The 24,928-nt window shown below is 36.4% G+C and carries 13 protein-coding genes; all 13 read left to right on the top strand.

What is annotated here, in order from left to right; all coding sequences use genetic code 11:
- Positions 1-1,087: 1,087 nt before the first annotated feature.
- The 13 genes from CHB81_RS10165 to nagB all read left to right on the top strand — a co-directional run bounded on the left by CHB81_RS10165 (position 1,088) and on the right by nagB (position 24,729).
- The gene (locus tag CHB81_RS10165; RefSeq protein WP_176427515.1) at positions 1,088-4,240 is read left to right on the top strand and encodes a TonB-dependent receptor; all 3,153 of its coding nucleotides are present in this window, start codon (positions 1,088-1,090) and stop codon (positions 4,238-4,240) included.
- Between the two features lie 16 nt (positions 4,241-4,256).
- On the top strand, positions 4,257-6,143 hold the full coding sequence (locus CHB81_RS10160) for a RagB/SusD family nutrient uptake outer membrane protein (RefSeq protein WP_089351785.1): 1,887 nt from the start codon (positions 4,257-4,259) through the stop codon (positions 6,141-6,143).
- A 210-nt stretch (positions 6,144-6,353) separates the two neighbouring features.
- Positions 6,354-7,280, top strand: a complete 927-nt coding sequence (locus CHB81_RS10155; protein ID WP_254921048.1) for an ROK family protein — start codon at positions 6,354-6,356, stop codon at positions 7,278-7,280.
- Between the two features lie 569 nt (positions 7,281-7,849).
- On the top strand, positions 7,850-9,229 hold the full coding sequence (locus CHB81_RS10150; protein ID WP_089351783.1) for a sulfatase: 1,380 nt from the start codon (positions 7,850-7,852) through the stop codon (positions 9,227-9,229).
- 22 nt (positions 9,230-9,251) lie between these two features.
- A complete protein-coding gene (locus CHB81_RS10145; RefSeq protein WP_089351782.1) occupies positions 9,252-11,936 on the top strand; it encodes a DUF4962 domain-containing protein in 2,685 nt (894 codons plus the stop codon).
- A 211-nt stretch (positions 11,937-12,147) separates the two neighbouring features.
- Positions 12,148-16,188 (top strand): hybrid sensor histidine kinase/response regulator transcription factor, encoded by a 4,041-nt coding sequence (locus CHB81_RS10140; RefSeq protein ID WP_089351781.1) that lies wholly within the window; start codon positions 12,148-12,150, stop codon positions 16,186-16,188.
- 47 nt (positions 16,189-16,235) lie between these two features.
- Positions 16,236-17,078 (top strand): 5-dehydro-4-deoxy-D-glucuronate isomerase, encoded by an 843-nt coding sequence (kduI, locus tag CHB81_RS10135; RefSeq protein WP_089351780.1) that lies wholly within the window; start codon positions 16,236-16,238, stop codon positions 17,076-17,078.
- Positions 17,079-17,084: 6 nt separating this feature from the next.
- On the top strand, positions 17,085-18,215 hold the full coding sequence (locus CHB81_RS10130) for a DUF4861 family protein (protein WP_176427514.1): 1,131 nt from the start codon (positions 17,085-17,087) through the stop codon (positions 18,213-18,215).
- A gap of 315 nt (positions 18,216-18,530) precedes the next feature.
- The gene (locus tag CHB81_RS10125) at positions 18,531-19,325 is read left to right on the top strand and encodes a gluconate 5-dehydrogenase (protein ID WP_089351779.1); all 795 of its coding nucleotides are present in this window, start codon (positions 18,531-18,533) and stop codon (positions 19,323-19,325) included.
- Between the two features lie 6 nt (positions 19,326-19,331).
- Complete coding sequence (locus tag CHB81_RS10120) at positions 19,332-20,342, top strand: sugar kinase (protein ID WP_089351778.1); 1,011 nt, start codon at positions 19,332-19,334, stop codon at positions 20,340-20,342.
- The gene (locus CHB81_RS10115; RefSeq protein WP_089351777.1) at positions 20,335-21,000 is read left to right on the top strand and encodes a bifunctional 4-hydroxy-2-oxoglutarate aldolase/2-dehydro-3-deoxy-phosphogluconate aldolase; all 666 of its coding nucleotides are present in this window, start codon (positions 20,335-20,337) and stop codon (positions 20,998-21,000) included. Before CHB81_RS10120 ends, CHB81_RS10115 begins: the two co-directional genes overlap by 8 nt.
- A 1-nt stretch (position 21,001) precedes the next feature.
- Positions 21,002-22,282, top strand: coding sequence for an MFS transporter (locus CHB81_RS10110; RefSeq protein WP_089351776.1), 1,281 nt, complete (start codon positions 21,002-21,004; stop codon positions 22,280-22,282).
- 518 nt (positions 22,283-22,800) lie between these two features.
- On the top strand, positions 22,801-24,729 hold the full coding sequence (nagB, locus tag CHB81_RS10105; protein WP_089351775.1) for a glucosamine-6-phosphate deaminase: 1,929 nt from the start codon (positions 22,801-22,803) through the stop codon (positions 24,727-24,729).
- Positions 24,730-24,928: the final 199 nt, after the last annotated feature.

Raw genomic sequence — 24,928 nt, 5'->3', positions numbered from 1 at the left:
CAAAGTGATGAAATATTTTCCGTAACAAATTGGTCCTTTAGATTTTTCCTTAACTTAATTATATAGCAAACCCGACAGGTTTTAGAAACCTGTCGGGTTTCTTTTTGTTAAAGACATTCACAATCCTAACCCAATCCTGTCTTTGCGAGGAACGAAGCAATCTCATTTACTTAATCAATTAATAACTATGCTTCGTGTGATTGCTTCGTTCCTCGCAAAGACCAAGCTCTGTCGAGTTACTTACGGAGATTTACTTCGTCTGTTCACTATCGCTCGGGTCTCTTGTCTTGAAATGACAAAGCCGTGTATATTTTTCTCTTGAAAATTGCTCCATTCCCATAACTTCTTCCACTTAAACTTCCGTTAAACTTCAAATCTTCTACAAATCTCTTTTCACAACGAATCTTAAAACTAATTCCTTAAAATACTTTTATCAGTTTTATCTGAAAAATCAAAAAAAACAACTCTTCATTTAGTATAAATTTGCTAAAATTTACATCGTTTTCGTTAACAATGAACTCACTTTAATTTAACAATTATGCTGCGCAAACTATTTCAAAAATGTTCAGTAAAAACGGTGCTTTCTGCATAGAATCGAAACTATAAAAAGAACTCAAAACCTTGTTTGCACCAGTAATTTCAAGGGTTTTAAAAGTACAATTAATCAAAATCAATACTAATTTGGACATTTTCAAAACTGTCATATATAGTCGATTTCTATATTTGTTTTTATTAAATCAAAAAAAACATGACCAATCCAAAGAAAATGAACCAACCGCAACAGAATCTTCTTTTATTTTTTAAACGGAAAATTCCCCAGCCCCTTTTGTAAGTTAATTTATTGTTATAATTTTCTCCGCAAACAACAATTGAGCGATTGATATAATGAAACTGATAAGTAACATTAAAATCATTTTTACTACCAATGTAGTTTTGAAATTTTACTCATAATCTTGCGCAAATGATATAATATTCATCATTTGATATTGCACCAAGAAAGCGGACAATTTATATAACAAGACGAAAACTAAACTTAAATAATATCAATAGGAATTAAGCTCACACTTATTCCAATTTAAAAAAAATTATGAAAAGGACTCTATTTTTATTTTTATTGCTCACCGCTTGTACAGTTATGTACGGCCAGGACGCTATCACCGTAAAAGGTATAGTAACAGATGCGCAAAGCATGCCAATGCCGGGAGCGACAGTTTCTGAAAAAGGAACAAAAAACAGCACCGTTACTTCTATTGATGGTGAATATCAAATTAAGGTAAAACCGAATGCAACTTTGGTTTTTACTTATATTGGTACCAAACCAAAAGAAGAACAAGTTAAAAACAGAACGCTTATCAATACCAAATTGGTCGATGACACCAATAATCTTGATGAGGTAGTTGTGGTAGGTTACGGAACAAAAGCCAGAAAAAATATTACCGGAGCAGTTTCCTCTGTTAAAGGAGAAGAAATTGCAAAAGTTCCGGTGCAAAACGTAGCTCAGGCATTACAAGGACGTATTGCAGGTATGCAGGTTACAATGCCTGACGGAACTCCGGGTGCGCAGCCATCGTTAAGAATTCGTGGAGGAACTTCTATCACGCAAAGTAACGAGCCTTTGTACGTTGTTGACGGTGTTGCCCAAACTGGCGGATTGAACTTTCTGGATCCTACAGATATTGAAACTATTGATGTTTTAAAAGATGCATCATCAACTTCTATTTATGGTGCGCAAGGTGCAAACGGTGTCGTTTTAGTAACTACCAAAAGAGCAAAAGGTGGAAAACTACAATTGAGTTACGATACTTACGGAGGAATAAAAACAATTGCAAAAGAACTTCCGATGATGAATCCGTATCAATATACGCAATTAATGTATGAAGGAGCAATTACAGATGCTGTAAGACAACAGAAATTTGAAGATAATTACGGCACTTACGATCAGCTGGAAGGTCTTTACAAAAACAGAAAAGGTATCAATTGGCAAGACGAAGTTTTTGGAAATGCCGTAGTAAGTCAATACCACAAAATAGGCATTAACGGAGGCGAGAATGACACCAGATTCAACGCGTTTTATTCTGTAAATAACGATCAGGGAATTATGTTAGGAAGCGAATCTGTCAAAAATATTGCAAAACTTTCTGTAACTCATAATTTGACTAATAAACTTTCGGTTAATGCAATTGTCAATTTTTCGAATCAAAAAGTAACCGGATTATCTCCGGCAGATGGTGGAAATGCGAGATTAAGCATGTTGCAAAACGTATTGCAATACCGACCAACGATTGGAAGTACAGGATCTGATGAAGATTTGAAGTATTTAACGGTTGATCCATTAGACAATCAGGCTTCACCAGCGCTTCAGAGTCCGCTTGTTACGATCGAAAATCAAAAAAGAGAAGCGGTTACAAGATCGATAAACATGAGTATGCAGCTTAAATACAACATTACTCCAGATTTAGTGTACTCGGGATTAATTAGTTATACTGATAACAGCGAGAAAAACAAATATTTTAATGGTGCCGATGGTATACAGGCAATTAGATCCGGAGGTGCAAATGGTGGCGTTACACAAAATATTTCGACTCGTTTAAACTACAACAACGTCTTAACGTACAGCAAAACTTTAAACAATCACAAGTTTGATGTAACTGCAGGACAAGAATATATTTATAATTATGCCGAAGGAATTACTGCTTCTGCATCTGCTTTTCCTGATGTTAATTTAGGATGGGACAAACTGCAATTAGGAACCATTGCCGGAATCCCTACAACATTTGCCGAAGATGATAAACTATTATCTTTCTTTGGAAAAGCAAACTACTCATTCAAAAACAGATATTTAGTTTCGGCAAGTATCAGAGCCGATGGTTCTTCTAAATTTGGTACCGAAAACCGATGGGGATATTTTCCGTCAGTATCTTTGGCGTGGAGAGTTATCGAGGAAGATTTCATGAGGCAATTACCAGTATTCTCTGATTTGAAGTTCCGTTTTAGTTATGGAGAAGCAGGAAATAACAGAATCGCAAATTATGCTGCATTAGGTATTTTCAATTCAGGATCTTATCCGCTAAACAATCAGGTAAACATTACGGCATTTCAAAACAATCTGCCTAATCCATACCTGAAATGGGAAGCTACAAAATCAACCAACCTTGGTTTAGATTTAGGATTCTTCAAACAAAGAATTTCACTTACAACAGAACTTTATGAAAACCGTTCTCAGGATTTACTTTATAACACCCGTATTCCTTCAAGTTCCGGATTCAAGAAACAATTTCAGAATATTGGAGCTACTTCAAACCGCGGAATAGAGTTTACATTAAATACTACAAACATTAAAACCGATAATTTCAATTGGAATACAAGTTTTAATATAGCATTTAATAAAACAAAAGTACTTTCCTTAAGCGAAGGCGAAAATTCACTAATAACAAATAGTTACACCGATAAGAGTGATTATATTTTACAAGTAGGCAAACCAGTTGGTGTAATGTACGGATATGTTCGTGATGGATTGTATCAGGTAAGTGATTTTGATTATAACCCAGCGACAAGCGCTTATACTTTAAAAACAGGTGTTGTTAAGGATAATGTTGCTGTACAGCCGGGATTCATTAAGTTTAAAGATATTAGTGGTCCAAACGGAACTCCTGATGGTGTAATCAATGATCTTGACAGAACTGCAATTGGTAATGCTAGTCCTAAATTTACAGGAGGTTTAAACAATACTTTTAGCTATAAAGGAATTGATCTGAGTATATTTCTTGATTTTACAGTGGGCAATGATATTTACAACGCAAACGTATTAAACAATTCAAGGTTAAACTTTGAAAACTTAAACACATTTGCAATCTATGCAGATCGATGGACAACTATAAATGCAGCGGGACAACGCATTACAGACCCTACTGAATTAGCTGCCGCAAATGTTGGTAAAACAAATCCGTCTTATGCAGGTAATGCTACCGGACGTTTGTACAGTGATATTATCGAAGATGGTTCGTTTTTAAGAATCAACAATATAAGCCTTGGTTATACATTACCAAAAGAATGGCTAAAGAAATCGAAAATCTCAAACCTGAGAATCTATTTTACCGCCTATAATTTATATGTATTTACCAAATATTCAGGATATGATCCAGAAGTAAGTGTACTTAATAATGCCATAACCAGAGGAGTAGATTTTAGTGCTTATCCCAGAAGTAAATCCTTTTTGACAGGATTAAATATTTCGCTATAATTTAAAGTTTAGAAAAATGAAAAATAATATATTTTCTCGCAGAGCCATTGTTGCAGCAGGTATTGCCTGTCTCCTATTGCCTCTTAATTCCTGTGATAAAGAAATCGAAGTAACACCTTATTCTTATTTCACGACAGCTAATTTTTTCAAAAATGTAGACGAAGCTACCATGGCTACATTGGGCGTTTACGAATCAATGTCGTCGATGGATAGTTATGGATGGAATATTTCATTAATGTTTGATGCAGATACTGATATTGTACAAATGAGCGGAGAAGGCGCTGACGATTGGAGAGCAATCGCGCATTATCAGGGAATCTCTCAAACGATCGCTTTTTACAATTCATGGAGCAAACTTTATGAAGGAATTGACAGAGCAAACGTAGTCATTGAGAAAATACCTCAAATGACACTTTATGGCAATGGAACTGATAATCAAAAAGAGCAATTAAACCGATTAATTGGTGAAGCTAAATTCTTGCGCGGGTTTTATTATTCTGAACTTGTTCGTTTATGGGGCGATGTTCCTTTTAAAACCAAAAGTTCACAATCAGGTGATAATCTAAAAGGAGCACTTGTGGATCGTAAAGAAATATACACTCAAATTATAAAAGACATGCAGGAAGCTGCTCTTGTTTTACCTGAGTCAACACCTACAGATGAACGTATCAACAAATGGGCAGCCAAATCAATGCTGGCAAGAGTTGCTTTATTTGCCGGAGGATATTCTTTAAATACAGATGGAACCATGAAACGTCCTGAAAACTATAAAGACTATTACAGATTAGCACAACAGCAAATTAATGACGTTATGGCTCAAAATCCGTATAAATTAAATCCGTCTTATGCTAAAGTATTTAAAAACCAATGTCAGCATGTTTTAGAACCAACTGAAAACATTTTTCAGGTTGCGTTTTACAATCCGTCAGGAAACATAGGAAATGCATCGTGGGTTGGAAATTTCAACGGACCAACTACAGCAAATGGTTTTTATCCGTCGAATATTGCAAGATGTTTAGTTCCAAAACCATTTTATAATAGTTTTGATCCGCAAGATCAAAGAAGAGATTTTTCGATTGCAACCTATTCCATAAATGCGTTAGGAAATAAAGTTGCACTTTTAACGGCAAGACAAGATGAAAGTTGGACGGTTGCTAAATGGAGCCGTGAATATCAGACTAATGCAACTGCAGAACGAGTTTACACACATATTAATTGGGTTGTTATGCGTTATTCTGATTTGCTTTTAATGCGAGCTGAAGTAGAAAATGAATTAAATGAAGGTCCAAATCCAATTGCTTATGATGCTATAAATCAAGTAAGAAGAAGAGGTTTTGGAGCAGATATTCAAGGAAGCGGAATTGCTATTGATATTGTAGATAAAGGTACCGGATATACTGCAGCAGCAAATGTTTTAATAACAATTACAGGCGGTGGTGGTTCTGATGCTTCGGCAGCGGTAGTAACACTTGCAAGTGGCAGTATTGGTACAACTGCAATGTTGCGTTCTGGTGACGGATACACTTCTGTACCAACAGTAACTATTACCAGCACAAACGGAAAAGGGTCTGGAGCAACAGCAACAGCAAGACTTTTAACAAAACCAACGCAAACCCAAATTAATCTTAAATCAGGATTAAGCAAAGCCGAATTTCTTAAAGCTTTACAAAAAGAAAGAGCCATGGAACTTTCCGGAGAAGGATTACGCAGAGCAGATTTAATTAGATGGGGAATTTTGTCTGATAAAATAATCGAAACAAATGCGGCGGTTAAATTAATCCGTTCCAACTACTTCTATCCATCAATTAACAATTTTGTTATCGGTAAACATGAATTATATCCTTATCCACAAAATGAAACAGATGTAAATAGAAATATTACACGCCAAAATCCAAACTATTAAAACTTATAAAAGTCATAAGCACTGAAAAAAGACAATCTTACTTTTTTAACAATAAAGATCAAAAAGACCTAAAAAAATGATTGGAATTTATTTAGAAATGAATAAGTTTATGGACGTTAATGCAGAACATAGTTCTGCATTAATCGTTTGTAAGAGAAAAGAAACAATAAAATAAAAAGGAGTATTATGGTTGCCAAAAATGATACACAAATGTCAAAATCACATGCAATTGGGATAGATATTGGTGGTACTTCACTTAAATGTGGTGTTGTTAATGAATTGGGAGAAATTTTATTTTCGTTTATAGTATCCTTAAAAGAAGCTAAAACCGAAGCTGAAATCATCAACTTGATGATTGACGCCATTAAACAATGTACAGATCAATTAAAAGAACCAATTGTAGGTATCGGAATTGGCTTTCCCGGTCTCATCGAAGATGATGTTATTATTGGCGGAGGTGTTAATTTACCCGGTTTTGAGCAATTACCATTAGGTAAAATTCTAAAAGATCGTACAGGACATAATATTGTAATTGATAATGATGCGAACTTAATGGGTCTTGCCGAATTAATTTACGGCGCAGCAAAGGACAGTACCGATGCTGTTTTTCTAACCATTGGCACAGGAATTGGCGGAGCAATTATGATTAATAAAGGACTTTACAGCGGTTTCAAAAATCGTGGCGGTGAATTAGGACATACTGTAATTCAGCAAAACGGAATATTATGCAATTGCGGCGGACGAGGATGTTTAGAAACCTACGCATCTGTTACGGCATTAATCAACTATTACAAAACTCAAAACACAGCAGCTGAAGAAAATATCGATGGCAAAACCATTATCGAAAAATACCTTTCGGGAGAAGATCATGCGGTGAAAACCATGCAGCATCATTTCGATTATTTAGCTGCCGGAATCGTCAATTTTGTAAACATATTTAGTCCGCAGAAAGTAATTATTGGCGGAGGAATAAGTGAAGCAGGTCAGTTTTACATTGATGAATTAACCCAAAGAGTTAAAACAGGTGCGCTTCCTATTTCTTTTGCCCACAGCAAAATTGTAGCAGCAGAATTAGGGAACAAAGCCGGATTATTGGGTGCTTGCGCGAATGCATTTCAAAAGTTTAAAAACGCTTAATAAATAATAGAATAATCTCGCAATCCCGATAGCTATCGGGAGCAAAGACGCAAAGTTTTTTATATTCTTTGCGTCTTTTTTTGTGGTTATTTCTGCCACGACCCGAGCCTGAAAGAGCGAACAGACGAAGTAATTGTACGAATCTGCACGAATTTTTTTCAACTGTGTTCTGGTAATTAAGGCGAATCTGTATGTTTCTGTCATTTCGAACGAGAAATCTCCGCAAGTAACTCCGTAATGTGAATCCAATCTTTGTCGAGCTTCTCGTGGAGATTTCTCGTTCGAAATGACAAAACAACACGATAATCATATTGAATTAAAAAAATTCGTGCAATTCGTGGCCAAAAAAAAATCTACACAATCTGCGTAAAAAAACTTTGCGACTTCGCTCCCGATAGCTATCGGGATTGCGAGATTATTCCTCAACTATACCTATTTCAAAGGCTTTTAGCTAAAATTAATATCATTTTACACAAATTCAAAACCTTAATAAAAGGTTGTTGAGTAAATTCGTTCTTGCATTTAAGACTTTACAAAACCAAAAACCAATCTATTAAAATTAGGTAGATATGATGTTTCAAAAAAACATAATAATTCTATGTCTATTAGGAGTACTAAATATTCCGGTATTAAGTAACGCACAAACCACTGCGCGTCCTAATATTCTAATCATCATGACCGATCAGCAAACCGCTGATGCAATGAGCATTGCCGGAAACACTGATTTGCACACGCCCGCAATGGACAAACTGGCACAAAACGGAGTACGTTTTACAAAAGCTTATTGTGCTCAGCCATTATGTTCTCCGTCACGTTCTGCCATAATGAGCGGAAAAATGCCTTTCCAAACAGGATTTATAGGTAACGCTCCCGAAAAAGACGGACAATGGCCGGAAGATTTATTAATGATGGGAAAAATTTTCCAAAACGGAGGATACAAAACCGGTTATGTAGGCAAATGGCATCTTCCCGTTCCTACCACAAAGAAAAACCAGCATGGTTTTGAATACATCGAAAACACCAATTTTCAGGATTATAATGATGCGGCAACACCTTCTTTCTGTGCCAGATTTATTAAAGAAAATAAAAACACACCATTTTTACTCGTAGCTTCCTTTTTGAATCCACATGATATTTGCGAATGGGCACGTGACGAAGATCTAAAAATGGATGTTTTAGAAAAAGCACCTCCCGCAGATCAATGTCCTCAATTACCAGCCAACTGGAAAATTCCAGACAATGAACCAAAAATTGTTCGCGATCAGCAAAAAGTAAGTTTTAGAACGTATCCAACGGTAAACTGGAATCGGGATCAATGGCGACAATACCGCTGGGCGTACAACCGATTGGTAGAAAAAGTAGACAGTTATATCGAAATGGTTCTTGCTTCTTTACAAAAGTACAACATCGAGAAAAACACCATTATCATTTTTACAGCAGATCACGGAGACGGTTATGCAGGACACAGCTGGAATCAGAAGCAAATATTATACGAAGAATCAGCTAAAATTCCTTTTATTATTTCGAAAATTGGCGAATGGAAACCAAGAACAGATGATTTATTAGTTTGCAACGGCACCGATATTATCCCAACGATTTGTGGTTTTACGGGAGTTCCAAAACCTTCTTATTTAAGAGGAATTGACATCAGCAAAAAAATAGAAAATCCAACCGAAAAACTGCGAGATACATTAGTGATCGAAACTGATTTTGCCGATAACGAAGAACTCCTAAACATTAGCGGACGTGCCGTAATCACAAAAGATTATAAATACATTGTTTACAACAAAGGCGAATTAAAAGAACAGCTTTTCAATTTAACTACAGATCCTGGCGAAATAATCAATCTGGCGATAAACAAAACATACAAAAAAGAATTACTAGCCATGCGTCGTTATTTAAAACAATGGTGTAAAAACAACGGAGACAGATTCAATTCAGGATTATAATTCGCATAAAAGAAAAAATATCATGATCAATAAAAAAATATTCACGTTAGTATTCACCATTATAAGCTTGTCTGTTTTCAGCCAACAACAATCGGCAACTATAAAGCTGACGGCAGAAAAACTACATTCAAGAGTTCGTGAATGGCCTTATCCGGTAAACGGAATAACGGTTCCAACCAATGCTCCTGCCCTGCTTTGGCCAGCAACAAATGGTAAGGAAATGGTTAAACCAATGGAAAGCGGCAGCGAAGTTCCCGAAGATCCAAATATTGGCAATGTCCGATATAAAATAATGTTGGCAAGCGACAAAAGTTTTACTAAAGATTTGCTTACCAGCCCAGAACAGCGTTGGGCGGTTTATCCGTTACATCAGGCATTAAAAGTCGGAAAATGGTATTGGAAATATGCTTACGCTTTAAAAGGAAGCAGCCAATGGACATGGTCATCTGTTTACGATTTTGTGGTTGATGCAAAATATGCCGGTCAAAAAGTTTCACCGCCAATAAGTGCCGTTTTAAAAAGAAACGAAGGCTCACATCCGCTTTTGTGGGATATGAACCGTATTGGTGAAGATTTTTATCGCAATAATCTGGATAATCCCGAAGCTAAAAAATTTATTGCTTTCGCAGAAAAGCTAATGGAAGCCCCACTTCCAACAGAAAAACCACAACGAGTAATTGATACAACAGGCAAAAACAAACTAGAGAAAAAGATCATTATCGAGAGAATGTATCACGGTTTTGGTGATGCTGTCGGAAATCCGGTTCGCAATCTTTGTATCGCCTATCAACTTACAAAAGACAAACGTTTTATCCTCGATGCAAAACGCAGAGCTTTAAATATCGCTAACATGAATCCTGACGGATTAGCCACAGGCGACGATTTTACAAGCGGCGCCGTACTCGAAGCATTAGGTTGGTTTTATGATGCGGGATATGAGTTTTTAACTCCTGAGGAAAAAGAACAATTCAAAAACATCATTACTATTCGAGCCAAAAGAGTTTACAATCACTTACCAAATCGTTTTGAACTCCACGTAAGTGATAATCACGTTTGGCAAATCACATTGCGAAACCTTGCAATCGCAACAGTAGCCGTAATTAATGATGTTCCTGAGGCAAAAGAATGGCTTACGTATATGTACGAAGTTTGGTCAGCACGATTCCCGGTTTTAGGTACCACAGACGGTGGCTGGCACGAAGGAAATGGCTATTTCAGAGTTAACTTTAAGTCGATTGTTTACTTATCTCAAATGTTTGGTGATTTTAGCGGAGTCGATTATTTCAAATTACCCTGGATGGAAAACCTTCCGTATTATATGATGTACACACATCCAAGTGGCGCTGCAAGTACCGCAATTGGGGACATGTGGGAGAATATTCCGTATATCGTAAAAGGCGAAGCCTGGTTTGCAGATGCACTTACTTACAGAATAAATAATCCGTACTTAAACTGGTATGTTGGCGAAATAAAAAGAGATTACCCAAGCTATTATCACGGTACAGATGATTTCTTATTCTTTAGATTATTAAACTATAAACCAAACAGAAATTTACCCACAACTTCGCCTGAAAACCTGCCTAAAACACGCAAATTTGGCGATGTTGGTGTAGTCGCCATGCATGAAGATTTGGCTAAAGCCGATAAAACCCTAAGCAGTTATCTGTTCAGCAGTCCGTTTGGATCTTCCGGACACGGACACGCTTCTCAAAATGCTTTTACCATTAATTACAAAGGAAAAGTGATCTTTGGCGGAACAGGATATTACAGCAACTTTAGCGACAAACACAATCTTTTATACTATAGAACTTCAAAAGCTTACAACACGATTTTAGCTGATAGTTTAAATCAGAAACTTGGCGAAGAAGGTTACGGATGGATTCCGAGAGCCATTTCGGGACAACGTATTCAGTATGCTTTAGGAGATGCTAGTAATGCTTATGGAGAAATTAAAAGTGAATTCTGGTTAGACAGATTCAAACAAATCAATGTTGTACCAAGCAAAGCAAATGGTTATGGAGAATCTGGCGTAACTTTATACCGCAGACACATGTTGCAATTAGAAGGCGGGTATATTATTCTATACGACGAATTAGAAGCTAAAACTCCAGTAAAATGGACGACTCAATTTCATTGTCCGTATTATACAATTGAAGGAGAAAATTCGGCAAATGCCAAACAACAAAACTTCATTGTAAAAACAGATTTAGGAAATGTAAATGCAAGTGTTTTTGCCAATAGTCCGCTGAAAATGGCTGTACACAATAAATTTTATGAAGCTGCTGTAAACTGGAACAAAGTTACTAATGACGAAGGTCAGATCAAAGATTTTAAAGATCAATGGCACGCCGGAATCACTTCTGAAGCAAAACAAAAATTCAGATATTTGACCATAATTCAAATTAAAGACAGTAAAACAGAAGTCATTAAAACGATCTTAGATAACAATGGTTTATCACATTTTCAGGTTGGAGATTGGAATATTCAAGCACAATTAGACGGTGAAAAACCTGCGGGATTACAAATCAATGGTAAAACTGCCAAATCGTTGTTTAGCTATGGAAATCTGCCAATTAAATTTGAAGGAAAAACATATTCACCTAAAATTGTCGGAAGCTCTGTACTATTAGAAATGAACGGTTCAAAAGTGAACAAACAAGAAGCAATCGACGAATTGCCGGATGTTGCGAAATACGATAAAAATTAAACCAAAAAAGATGTTTAGTTTTTATTTAAATTAGAGCTGATTTTGCTTTTAAATAGGATTTCTCTCCTGCAAGGTTTTCAAAACCTTGTAGGTATAGATTTCAAGACAAAGAAAAGCAAGTCTAATTTCAGAAAATTGAAAAACGAAAAAAGTACGATTGTAATACCTGCAAGGTTTAGAAAACCTTGCAGGATGAAAAACAAGAATAAACATGAGAAAAAAGATTGCAATAATAGCACTTTTGTTAACCGTCTTTTTTACAATAAAAAGCCAGGGACAAGTACAAGACCGTTATTTTCGTACTATTTCGGTCGATAAAGGCTTGTCCCAAAGTTCCGTTTTTGCCATTCAGCAAGACACACTTGGTTTTATCTGGATTGGAACCCAGGACGGACTAAATCGCTACGACAGCAAGGGTTTCAAAGTTTATCGACCAATCAAAAATGTCAAAAACAGTTTGCAATCCTATTACATTCGAAGCTTGTTTACCGATCATAAAGGACAATTATGGGTTGGCGGCAATCAGGGAATCAGCGTTTACAATTACAATACAGACAGTTTTACAAATTATCAGCTTCCGCGTAGTATTGGCGAATGGTATATTTCATCGATAACCGAAGACAGCACGCATAAAATCTGGGCAACCTCGATTACGGGCGAAGTATTTGTTCTTTCTCCCGAAAGTCAAAATTTTACAGCAATCAGGTTTAGCGCTTCTTCACACGAGATTAAAAAAATCGCTTATATAGGACTTTGGCAAAAGCAAATAATCCTGGGTACAGATGTCGGTCTTTTTAAATTGCAAGCCAAAAATCATCAACTGATAAAAATTAATTTAGGTGCAAAAAGACCTTATATCAATGATGTTTATGTAGACGGGAAAAAATTATGGGTTGCCACCGAAGGCGAAGGAGTAATTCAATACAATCCTGAAAACGGACAGACGACTTCCCTACTTCACAGCGCCGGAAACAATAGTATTGCCGACAATAATATCAGATGTGTTGGAAAAGACACAGAAGGAAATATCTGGATGGGAACTTTTAGAGGGCTTTCTATTTTTAATCCGAGCCAAAATTCATTCACAAATTATTACCATCAAATATCTCAACCTTATACGATTAGTCAAAATTCGGTTCGTTGTTTTTTTAAAGACAAACAAAACGGAATCTGGTTGGGAACGTATTATGGAGGTTTAAATTACTACCATAAAAACGATATTAAGTTCAATCTTTTAAGTCAAAACTCGGGAAAACCATCCTTGAATGACGAAGTAATTGGCGTTATTAAACAAGATGCAAAAGGCAATTTCTGGATTGGAAGTAATGACAAAGGCGTGAATTATTGGAACAAAAATGCCAATACAATTAGTTATTATTCGAATAGCGAAAACAACCCAAACAGTTTAAGTTCGAACAATATAAAAGCCATTGAATTTGACGATAACGGAAATGTTTTAATAGGAACTCATAACGGCGGATTGAATTTACTGAATCCAAATACAGGCTCTGCACAACGCTTTCGCCACGACGAAAACAATCCAAATACAATTGCAGGAGATTTAGTTTACAGCTTATTAAAAGATTCAAAAGGCCGCATTTGGGTAGGAACAAGATCTGGTTTAGATCAGTTTCATCCGGAAACAAAATCTTTTACACATATTCATTTAGACAAAGCCGGAAAACGTCCTACATCTGATGATATTACGTTTCTTTTTGAAGACAGCAGACATCGTATCTGGATTGGAACCACAAACGGAGTAACGCTTTTTTATCCCGATACAATGTTATTTGGAAACATTGGACATGGAAAACAAAGTGATGATATTGTAAATTGTGTTACCGAAGATCAAAAGCAAAGAATCTGGATTGGTACCAGAGAAGGTTTGCGATTGTATGACGAAACACAGGAATCCTTTATTAGTTTTAGTGCCAGAAAAGATTTCGTTAAAGAAACCATCTACGGAATACTTCCTGATGACGATGGAAACCTATGGATCTCGACCAACAGTGGCTTAATCAAATTTAATCCTGACAAAGGTTCTGTTCAGACTTTTGACGAAAGTGACGGTTTACAAAACAAGCAATTCAACGATTATTCTTTCTATAAAGCAAAAGACGGAATGCTACTTTTTGGCGGAATCAAAGGGGTTTCTTATTTCTATCCTTCGATGGTAAAACAACGTCCGCTTCCGCTAAAATTGAGTTTTACAGCTTTAGAAGTTTTAAATAAAAACGTCGCCGTTGCTGATGAAACAGACATTCTCGAAGAACATATCGATCAAACCAGTGAATTGGAAATTGGTCCGGAATACAAACAATTCAGCATCTTTTTTAATACATTCAATTACATTTCTTCCAATAGAACACATTACTATTATCAATTAGAAGGAATCGACAAAGACTGGCAGCGAACGGACGAATTGAAAGTTAGTTACAGTAATTTACCAGCCGGAAAATACAATTTCCAGATCAAAGCCATTGGTCCAAATGGTGAAATGAGCGCTGTTCGAAGCCTGAAAATTATCATTCTTGCACCTTGGTACAAAACAATATGGTTTTCTCTATTATTGCTTACAATCATTGGTACAGCGGCATATATTGGTTTTAAAATTATAAAAGAAAGAATAAATGCCGTTCAGCAATTAAAACTGGAGCGAATTGACAAAGAACGTGTGAGTTATATCAATCAGGTAAAAATGGACTTTTTTACTAATGTATCACATGAACTAAGAACACCTTTGACCTTGATTTTAGCACCATTAGAAGAATTATTAAAAATGCCCTTTGCGGATAAGATATCCAAAAAGAAACACGAATTAATGTTCATTAATGCCAAAAGACTTTACAACTTAGTTGACCAATTATTTGAGTTTAGAAAAACCGAAATGGGAACCCGACAACTTAAAGTGGGCAAAGGCGATATTGTAAGTTTTACACAGGAAATTTTTGAATCGTTTAAGCCGCTTTCAGAGAAAAACAGCATTCATTATACGTATCATTCAGAAGAACCACAATTGTTATTTTATTTTGATAAAGATGCAATGGAAAAAATTCTATTCAATCTTTTATCAAATGCTTTTAAATATACCAAAGCAGGTCAGACAATTCACGTTGAGCTGATTAAGAAAAATGATATGGTACAAATTAAGGTCGCTGACACGGGTGTCGGAATTAGCGAAGAAGATTTGTCTAAGGTTTTCGACCGTTTCTATCAGGTAAATAATCGCGAGATGAATTTGGGTTCCGGTGTTGGATTGGCCTTTACAAAACGTTTGGTCGAATTGCATCATGGCGAAATTACTGCCGAAAGTACCATGCAGGAAGGAAGTATTTTTACCGTAACGATTCCAATGTCAGATCAGGTTTATAAAAACGATCAGCACGTTGAAGAATCTGCTTATGACTTATCGATTATCTCTGATAATGAACTTGAAACAGACGATTCTTTATTACCGGAAGAAAATGAAATAATCGAAAGAGATCAGCCAGTTAAGCTTTTAATTGTAGACGATAACAAAGAAATTCTGGATTATTTACAGGATTATTTCAGCAAAATATATGATGTTACCGTGGCTTTTGATGGTCAGATGGCGCTGGATCTTTTAGAAGTTCAGCCGTTTGATCTTATTATCAGCGACGTTATGATGCCGGAATTAGACGGTTTACACTTCTGTAAAAAAGTAAAACAAAACATCAATACATCGCATATTCCGTTGATGCTTTTAACCGCTCGAAATGAAACCAGTCAGCAATTAAAAGGGCTCGAAATGGGTGCCGATGATTATATCACAAAACCATTTTCGACACCATTATTAGCCGCAAAAATTACAAACTTGTTACGTTCTCGTAAACGCTTAAAAGAGTATTATTCTGTTGGAAAAGAAATGGTTCCGGAGAATATTGCTTTTAATACGCTAGACGAAGAATTCCTGAAACACGCAATTCAAATTGTCGAAGATCATTTGGCAGATTCAGAGTTTTCAGTCGATCAGTTTAGTAAAGAAATCGGAATGAGCAGGTCTAATTTATATCTGAAACTAAAAGCCATTACGGGAGAATCTGCAATGGATTTCATAAAGAGAATCCGATTTAAAAAAGCTGTAGAACTCATGCAAAGCAAACGTTATACAATTGCACAAATCACGTATATGTGTGGTTTTAACTCGCCGTCCTATTTCTCTACGGCATTCAAGCAACATTACGGCTGTATGCCAAGCGAATATCTGGCAAAATTAAATGATGAAAATTAATATATAAATACAGTCTAAAAACTGAAATTACAATAAACCAAATAATTATGAATACCAATTTTGAAAGTCGTTTTGCAGTCAGTCCAAAAGAAGCAAAACAAATGAATACCGAAGAATTACGAGAGAATTTTTTAATCGAAACTATTTTTATCGCAGATCAGGTAAAACTAACTTTATCACATTACGACCGATATATTATTGGCGGTGCAATGCCAATCAATCAAAAAATAAGCTTACCAAATCCTGATGATTTAAAAGCACAATATTTTCTTGAAAGAAGAGAATTAGGAATAATCAACGTAGGCGGAAAAGGGATTATCACCGCTGATGGAGAAAAATTTGAACTGGATTTTAAAGAAGCTTTATATCTAGGAAAAGGCACAAAAGAAGTTGCATTTGAATCTATAGATGCAAACTCTCCAGCAAAATTCTATCTAAACTCTGCTCCTGCACACCACACTTATCCTTCCAAGAAAATAACAAAAGCTGACGCCGAAATTGTAGAATTAGGAACAATGGAAACGGCAAACCACCGCATTATCAACAAACTAATCGTAAACAGTGTGGTACAAACTTGTCAGGTTCAAATGGGAATGACAGAATTAAAATCAGGAAGTGTTTGGAATACGATGCCAGCACACACGCACGACAGACGCATGGAAGCCTATTTTTATTTTGAAGTGCCACAAAACCAAAGTGTTTGCCATTTTATGGGACAACCGCAGGAAACCAGACATATCTGGATGCAAAACGAGCAAGCCGTAATCTCGCCAAACTGGTCGATTCATTCCGGAGCAGGAACTTCAAATTATACTTTTATCTGGGGAATGGCGGGTGAAAATTTAGATTATGGAGATATGGACCACTGCGCTATTAACGATTTAAAATAATTGAATATGAAAATTATAAAACTCTTCATTTGCCTTGCTTTTCTATTACCATTGAGCATTTTGGCACAAACAAAAGCTACTGTTACAATTCAGAATAACTCAGCATTGGAACGCAAAGAAGCAGTAGTAGCTATAAAATGGGAAACTATTTTAGCGCGTTATCCGCAAATCGATACTGCCAATTTTGTGGTGATTAATCAGGCTACAAAAAAGCAAATTCCTTTTCAGTTAGAGCATCGCGGGAATGCTACAATTCAAAATTTATTGGTTCAGGTTGATGCTAAAGCAAAAGCAACGCTTACACTAACAATTCAAAAAGGAAAACCGGAAACTTTTGCAACCAAAACCTATGCGCGTTATGTTCCGGAACGCAAAGATGACTTTGCCTGGGAAAATGACCAAATAGCTTTTCGCGCTTATGGAAAAGCCATAGAGAAAACTAGTGAAGACGCTTCAGGTTTTGATGTTTGGGTAAAAAGAACCAATAAAATGGTGATTAACGACCGCTACAAACGAGGAAATTATCATGTAGATGCTGGTGACGGAATGGATTATTATCATGTTGGCCCAACTTTAGGCGCAGGAAATATGGCACCATTTGTAAAAGACAGCATTCGTTATTCGGCGAATTATCACCAATGGAAAGTGTTTGACAATGGTCCTTTAAGAAGTACATTTCAACTGTCTTATGATGCTTGGGATGCAGGCGGAATCAAAGTAAAAGCTATAAAAGTTATTTCTATTGATGCAGGTTCTCAGCTTAATCGAGTTGAAAACACTTATACTTTTGAAGGCGTAAAATCTCTTGATGTTGTAGTTGGTTTAAGCAAAAGAGCCGAAGCCGGAGTTATTTCGCTAAACGAACAACAAGGGATTATGGGGTATTGGGAACCAACATTTGGCGAAGATGGAACTACAGGAGTTGGATCTATATTAACGACGCCTGTAAAAAATATGTTTGCAACCAATACACAAATATTAGCCAAAGCTACTGTGACCAATAATGAACCTATTGTGTACTACACAGGAGCTGCATGGAACAAAGCCGGAAAAATTACTGATGCTAAACAATGGTTCAATTATTTGGATAATTTCTATCAAAAAGTGAAGAATCCGCTTGTTGTAAAAGTAGAATAAAGCTTCGCTCATAGATAAATAAAAACTTTAGATAAAAATACTTAATCAGCACATTAAATTGTAGTTGATAGCCATAGTCATGTCTTTTTTGAAAAGAATGTACTGCTTGTCAGGCTGAGCGTCCCGAGGCTTCGGGAGAAGCCTCGTAAGTAACTCGACAAAGAAAATTTTACCGCATCCCGAAGCCTCGGGACTTGAAGTTTTATGAATTACGCTTTGCTTTAAGATTACAAAGGGATTGTGTCACACTGAGCTACAATAGGAGACAATTCAATAAAAATATCAGATTACTATTAACCAAAAAAAAAGAAAAAAATGTCAATTAACTTATTTGATTTAACTGGAAAAACAGCACTTATTACGGGCGGAGTTCATGGCTTGGGAATGGCAATGGCAAAAGGACTTGGACATGCCGGAGCAAAAATTGTTGTAAACGATCACTCTTCACAAGAAGCAGTAAATAATGCTGTTGCAGAATACAATTCTGTGGGAATCGAAGCCTACGGATATATTTTTGATGTTACCGATGAAGCCGCTGTAATCGCTGCAATAAACAAAATCGAAGCCGAAGTTGGCCCAATCGATATCTTAATCAACAACGCTGGAATCATCAAGAGAACTCCAATAATAGAAATGGAAGTTGCCGATTTTGAAGCGGTAATAAAAGTAGACTTAACAGGACCTTTTATAGTTTCTAAAAATGTTGCCAAAGGAATGATCAGCCGAGGAGGTGGAAAAATCATCAATATGTGTTCTATGATGAGTGAACTTGGCAGAGACTCTGTAAGTGCTTACGCTTCTGCAAAAGGAGGACTAAAAATGCTAACTAAAAACATGGCAACGGAATGGGCAAAATTCAACATCCAGACAAACGGAATTGGTCCGGGATATTTTGCGACAAGTCAAACGGCACCAATTAGAGTAAACGGACACCCATTTAATGAATTTATTATTGGAAGAACTCCAGCAGGTCGTTGGGGAGATCCTGAGGATTTGCAAGGTGCGGCGATATTTTTGAGTTCAAAAGCAAGTGATTTCGTAAACGGACATATTGTTTATGTCGATGGAGGAATTCTGGCTACAATAGGAAAACCATCAAACGAAGACTAATTTATCATGGGTAAAGTTCTTTGTTTTGGCGAAATCCTTTTGAGATACAGTATGGGGGAAAATTTCCCTCAGCAGCAAGATATGTCGGCTTATATAGGCGGTGCCGAGAGTAATGTTGCGTTAGCATTGGCAAAATGGAATGTTCCGGTTGGGTATTGTACTGCCCTGCCCGATTATTTTTTGTCAGATACGATTCTTGAATATTATAATAAAATGGGCGTTGATACAACTTCCGTAATTAAATCCGGAGAAAGAATTGGGACTTATTATCTTAATCAAGGCGCTGATGTTAAGAATGCCAGCGTAATTTATGATCGCAAATATTCTTCTTTTTCAGAATTAGAACCGTCAAGTATCAACTGGGACAAAGTTTTTGAAGGCGTTTCCTGGTTTCATTTTACCGCAATTGCTCCTGCTTTAAATACAGATGTTGCAGCACTTTGCGAAGAAGCTTTAATTGCAGCTGCAGAAAAAGGGATAACAATTTCATTGGACTTAAACTACAGAGAAAAACTCTGGAAATATGGTTTAAATCCTAAAGAAGTAATGCCAAAACTGGCGAGTTATGCCCACGTAATTATGGGAAATATCTGGTCTGCCGAAAAAATGTTGGGAATTGCTATTGATCCAAAATTAACCGAATCTGAAAATGATCTTGATTTAGTGAAGCAAGCCCAAATTACTTCCGAAGAAATTTTGTCAAAATATTCGAATTGTAAAACGGTTGCAAACACCTTTCGCTTTAGCGAAGGAGAAAGCGTAAAGTATTTTGCAGCTTTATATCAAAACGGAGCTATCTACAAAAGCGAAACTCTTTTTGCGACAAATACCATTGACAAAGTAGGAACCGGAGACTGTTTTATGGCAGGACTTATTTACGGAATCCTACATCAAAAAGAATCACAACAAATAGTAGATTTTGCAGCAAGAGCGGCCTATCAAAAATTATTCATAAAAGGAGATGCAACAACATCCAAAGTCGAAGAAATCGAACAGTTAATAAAGCAAAATGAATAAGACAGAAAATGTTATTCAACAAATCACTCAATCGGGTTTGTTGCCTTTATATTATAATGAAAGTAAAGATTTAAGTATAAATATATTAAAAGCTTTATATCAATCTGGTATTAGAGTTTTAGAATATACAAATCGAGGTGAAAATGCCTTGGAAAATTTCAAGGCATTAAAGACAACTGCACAACAAGAAATGCCTGATTTACTATTAGGAATTGGTACTATAAAAACAGCCGAACAAGCCAAAGATTTTATAGCTCTTGGAGCCGATTTTATCGTAAGTCCAATTGTTTCTCCCGAAGTTGCAAAAGTAGTTTCGGATCACAATTTAGCATGGATTCCCGGTTGTTTAACGCCTACAGAAATTCATCAGGCGCAGGAATTGGGAGCAAAATTGGTTAAGATATTTCCGGGTAATTTAGTGGGTTCTTCTTATATACAAACCATAAAAGACATTTTTCCGGATCTTTTGTTTATGCCAACCGGCGGAGTTGAACCGGAAAGACAAAATCTAAAATCATGGTTTGGTGCAGGCGTTTCGGCTGTAGGTATGGGAAGTAAACTCATAAAATCCAACCTGATTGAGGAAAACAATTCTGAAGCATCTTCAGATTATATCTCAAAAGTGATGCTTTTAATCCAATCTTGTAAAAACTCTTAAAATGAATATAGCTTCACAAAAAAGAGTTCGATACGGCATTCTTGCCTTATTGTTTTTTGGTACAACCATAAACTATATCGACAGACAGGTAATTGGATTATTAAAACCCACATTAGAAAAAGAATTCAACTGGACAGAAACAGATTACAGCAATATCGTTATGGCTTTTTCGGCAGCCTACGCCATTGGTCTTATGGGTTTTGGGAGATGGATTGACAAAATAGGAACAAAACTGGGATACTCCGTATCTGTGTTCTTTTGGAGTATTGCTGCCGTAGCACATGCATTTGCAAAAAGTACTTTTGGATTTGGTTTAGCCCGAGTTGGCTTAGGAGTTGCAGAAGCAGGAAATTTTCCCGCTGCAATAAAATCCGTAGCCGAATGGTTTCCTAAAAAAGAACGTGCTCTTGCTACAGGAATATTCAATTCAGGAGCCAATGTTGGCGCTGTGGTTGCCCCTATTATGGTTCCGGCAATTCTGGGCGCTTACGGTTGGCAGGAAGCTTTTGTTATTACGGGAGCGGTTGGTTTTATCTGGTTGATTTTTTGGTGGAAGTTCTATGAAACTCCCGCCCGACACAAAAAAATATCCAAAGAAGAATTCGATTATATCCACAGTGATAATGAAGTTGTTTTGGCAACAGAAGTTCCGGTAAAATGGACTGCATTATTCAAAATAAAGCAAACCTGGGCTTTCATCTTCGGGAAATTATTGACAGATCCGGTTTGGTGGTTTTTCCTATTCTGGTTGCCTTCTTATTTCTCCGAAACCTTTAATCTCGATTTAAAAAAGCCAAGTTTGCCTTTGGTAATTGTTTATACCGCAACTACGATTGGCAGTATTGGCGGCGGATTTTTATCTTCTTATCTCATAAAAAAAGGATGGAATGTACAAAGAGCCCGCAAAACAACCATGTTTATTATTGCGCTTTGTGTGTTGCCAATTATGCTGGCACAGTTTACCAAAAATATATGGGTTGCAGTTGGATTAATTAGTTTGGCAGCAGCGGCACATCAGGCTTGGAGTGCTAATATATTTACGACTGTATCTGATTATTTTCCTAAAAAAGACATTAGTTCCGTTGTAGGTATTGGCGGAATGGCGGGTTCTGTTGGTGGAATCCTTTTTCCGTTAGCCATTGGGATGATTCTCGATCATTATAAACTTTTAGGAAACATCACCGCAGGTTACAATATCATCTTCATTATGTGTGGTTCTGCCTATTTATTAGCATGGATTGTTATGCATTTTTTAACCATTAATAAAAAGCAATCCCTTTGAAGGTAATTTGTAAAATGACATTAAGTTAAGATATTTTAGATTGTGTTCCATCGGAACACCCCATCGGTAGAAAAAAAATGCATCGTGAGAAACATCGTCCCATTGGGACGTTTGAGAAATTATATATGTAATCTGTATCTGTTTTTACCAATTATTATTATTTATAAAATCAAACGTTCCTACGGAACGTAAAAAAACGCCCTATTTATTGGGCTACCGATGAAATGTTCCGATGGAACAAAAACAAAGTGATGAGATATTATCCTTAACAAATTGTTCCATTGGGTTTATCCTTAATTTAATGACATAAGTCCTATCGGGACGTAATATTTATAGAAATCACAAGAAAAACAAAGATATCGCTCCGCTGGAGCTAATGGAGCGAACGTGTTCTGTTAGCTATAAATATTGCAACCCTCCGGAGCTTTTAATTATAAAAAATATAGTTCTATTTAGAAATCAACACAGAATCTATGTGTTTAGAATTAATCATACTCAACAGATAAAATAAACTCAAAATGATAAAAAGTACAATAGATAAAGCAACCGGATTCGAAAAACGATTTGAAAATATCAATACCGTTGTTTTCGAAAACTCCGCTGAAGCTTCTAAAGCTGTTGCACAACAAATCGCAACGCTTATCAAATCAAAACAGGAAAACAACGAATCCTGCATTTTAGGACTTGCAACTGGTTCTTCCCCGAAAGGGTTATATGCCGAATTGGTGCGTTTGCATAAAGAAGAAGGTTTAAGTTTCAAGAATGTAATTAGTTTTAATTTGGATGAATATTATCCAATGGAACCCAATTCGATCAACAGTTATGTTCGTTTTATGAAAGAATTATTGTTCGATCATATCGATATTCTGCCTGAAAATTATCATGTTCCGGACGGACTTTTAACAAAAGAACAAATCGCCGATTATTGCCACGATTATGAAGCTAAAATTGAAGCTTTGGGCGGAATCGATCTTCAAATTCTGGGAATTGGCGGTAACGGACATATTGGTTTTAATGAATCGGGATCGTTGCAAAATTCAAAGACAAGATTAGTGGCGCTAGATCATATTACAAGAGTTGCTGCAAGTGGTGATTTCTCTGGTTTGAGCAATACGCCAAGAACAGCAATCACGCTTGGAGTAAAGAAAATTATGGAAGCCAAACAAGTTATTTTAATGGCTTGGGGCGAAGGAAAATCAGATATTATTAAAAAATCTGTAGAAGGTGAAGTGACTAATCAAATTCCGGCTTCGTTTTTACAGGAACATAATAATGCGGTTTTTGTTTTGGATAAAGAAGCTTCTTCAAAACTAACGAGAATCAACAGACCTTGGTTGGTGGAGAAAATTACATGGACGGATAAACTAATTAGAAAAGCAGTTTTAGGATTGGCCCTTCAACTAAAAAAACCAATTTTAATGTTGACAGATGCTGATTATATCGAAAACGGAATGAGCGATTTATTAGCCGATTCTGGTCCGGCTTACGACATCAATATCAAAATATTCAATAAACTTCAAAATACAATCACAGGTTGGCCAGGCGGAAAACCAAATGCTGACGACACCAATCGTCCTGAAAGAGCTGAACCGGCGAGAAAACGTGTCTTGATTTTCAGTCCTCATCCTGATGATGATATTATCAGCATGGGAGGAACTTTTATGCGTTTGCAAGAACAAGGGCACGAAGTACATGTTGCGTATCAAACCTCAGGAAATATCGCTGTAGCGGATGATGAAGCGTTGCGCTTTGCTAGTTTTGTTTGTGATTACAATGAAAAATTCGGAATTAAAAGTCCTGAAGCTGAAGTTATTTATAAAAAGGCAATTGTATTTCTAAAAAATAAAAAAGCAAGCGAAATTGATATTCCCGAAGTTAGATATCTAAAAGGTTTAATTAGAAAAGGAGAAGCACGTTCCACCAGTTATTTTGTGGGTTTACCGGATGAACAAATTCATTTTATGGAATTGCCTTTCTATGAAACCGGTGCGATCGAAAAGAAACCTTTAGGTCCTGAAGATGTGCAATTGACAATGGACTTAATCGAAAAAATTAAACCGCATCAAATTTACGCCGCGGGAGATTTAGCAGATCCACACGGAACGCATAAAGTTTGTCTTGACGCTGTTTTTGAAGCCGTAAAAGCTTTAAAACCTAAATCATTTATGGACGATTGCTGGTTATGGTTGTACCGTGGAGCTTGGCAGGAATGGGGAATTGACGAGGTCGAAATGGCGGTACCAATGAGTCCGGATCAGGTTTTGGCAAAACGTCATGGAATCTTTAAACACCAATCTCAAAAGGACGGAGTTGTTTTTCAGGGAACTGATGCTCGAGAATTTTGGCAAAGAGCCGAAGACAGAAATAGCGAAACTGCTCAATTATACAATCAACTAGGATTGTCACATTATGCTGCAATGGAAGCTTTTGTGAGATGGCATTACTAACATTCTAAGATTAAAATTATAAACAAAAGAAGAATAGTCTGTAAAAAGGCTATTCTTCTTTTTAATTAAATAATATTGGGGAAAATAAATACATCATATTACGCATACAATTTCTCAAACGTCCCAATGGGACGATATTTCTCACGATACATTTTTTTCTACCGATAAAATGTTCCGATGGAACAAATTGTTGTGGACA

The organism is Flavobacterium sp. ov086 (genome assembly GCF_900187965.1).
Taxonomy (GTDB): Bacteria; Bacteroidota; Bacteroidia; order Flavobacteriales; family Flavobacteriaceae; genus Flavobacterium.
This window is presented reverse-complemented; position numbering and strand designations above follow the sequence as displayed.

Bases quoted from the DNA above. Each gene is read 5' to 3' on its own strand.
- CHB81_RS10110 (WP_089351776.1), top strand. From the start codon at position 21,002: ATGAATATAGCTTCACAAAAAAGAGTTCGATACGGCATTCTTGCCTTA.
- CHB81_RS10120 (WP_089351778.1), top strand. From the start codon at position 19,332: ATGGGTAAAGTTCTTTGTTTTGGCGAAATCCTTTTGAGATACAGTATG.
- CHB81_RS10125 (WP_089351779.1), top strand. From the start codon at position 18,531: ATGTCAATTAACTTATTTGATTTAACTGGAAAAACAGCACTTATTACG.
- CHB81_RS10150 (WP_089351783.1), top strand. From the start codon at position 7,850: ATGATGTTTCAAAAAAACATAATAATTCTATGTCTATTAGGAGTACTA.
- nagB (WP_089351775.1), top strand. From the start codon at position 22,801: ATGATAAAAAGTACAATAGATAAAGCAACCGGATTCGAAAAACGATTT.
- CHB81_RS10160 (WP_089351785.1), top strand. From the start codon at position 4,257: ATGAAAAATAATATATTTTCTCGCAGAGCCATTGTTGCAGCAGGTATT.
- kduI (WP_089351780.1), top strand. From the start codon at position 16,236: ATGAATACCAATTTTGAAAGTCGTTTTGCAGTCAGTCCAAAAGAAGCA.
- CHB81_RS10115 (WP_089351777.1), top strand. From the start codon at position 20,335: ATGAATAAGACAGAAAATGTTATTCAACAAATCACTCAATCGGGTTTG.
- CHB81_RS10140 (WP_089351781.1), top strand. From the start codon at position 12,148: ATGAGAAAAAAGATTGCAATAATAGCACTTTTGTTAACCGTCTTTTTT.
- CHB81_RS10130 (WP_176427514.1), top strand. From the start codon at position 17,085: ATGAAAATTATAAAACTCTTCATTTGCCTTGCTTTTCTATTACCATTG.
- CHB81_RS10145 (WP_089351782.1), top strand. From the start codon at position 9,252: ATGATCAATAAAAAAATATTCACGTTAGTATTCACCATTATAAGCTTG.
- CHB81_RS10165 (WP_176427515.1), top strand. From the start codon at position 1,088: ATGAAAAGGACTCTATTTTTATTTTTATTGCTCACCGCTTGTACAGTT.
- CHB81_RS10155 (WP_254921048.1), top strand. From the start codon at position 6,354: ATGTCAAAATCACATGCAATTGGGATAGATATTGGTGGTACTTCACTT.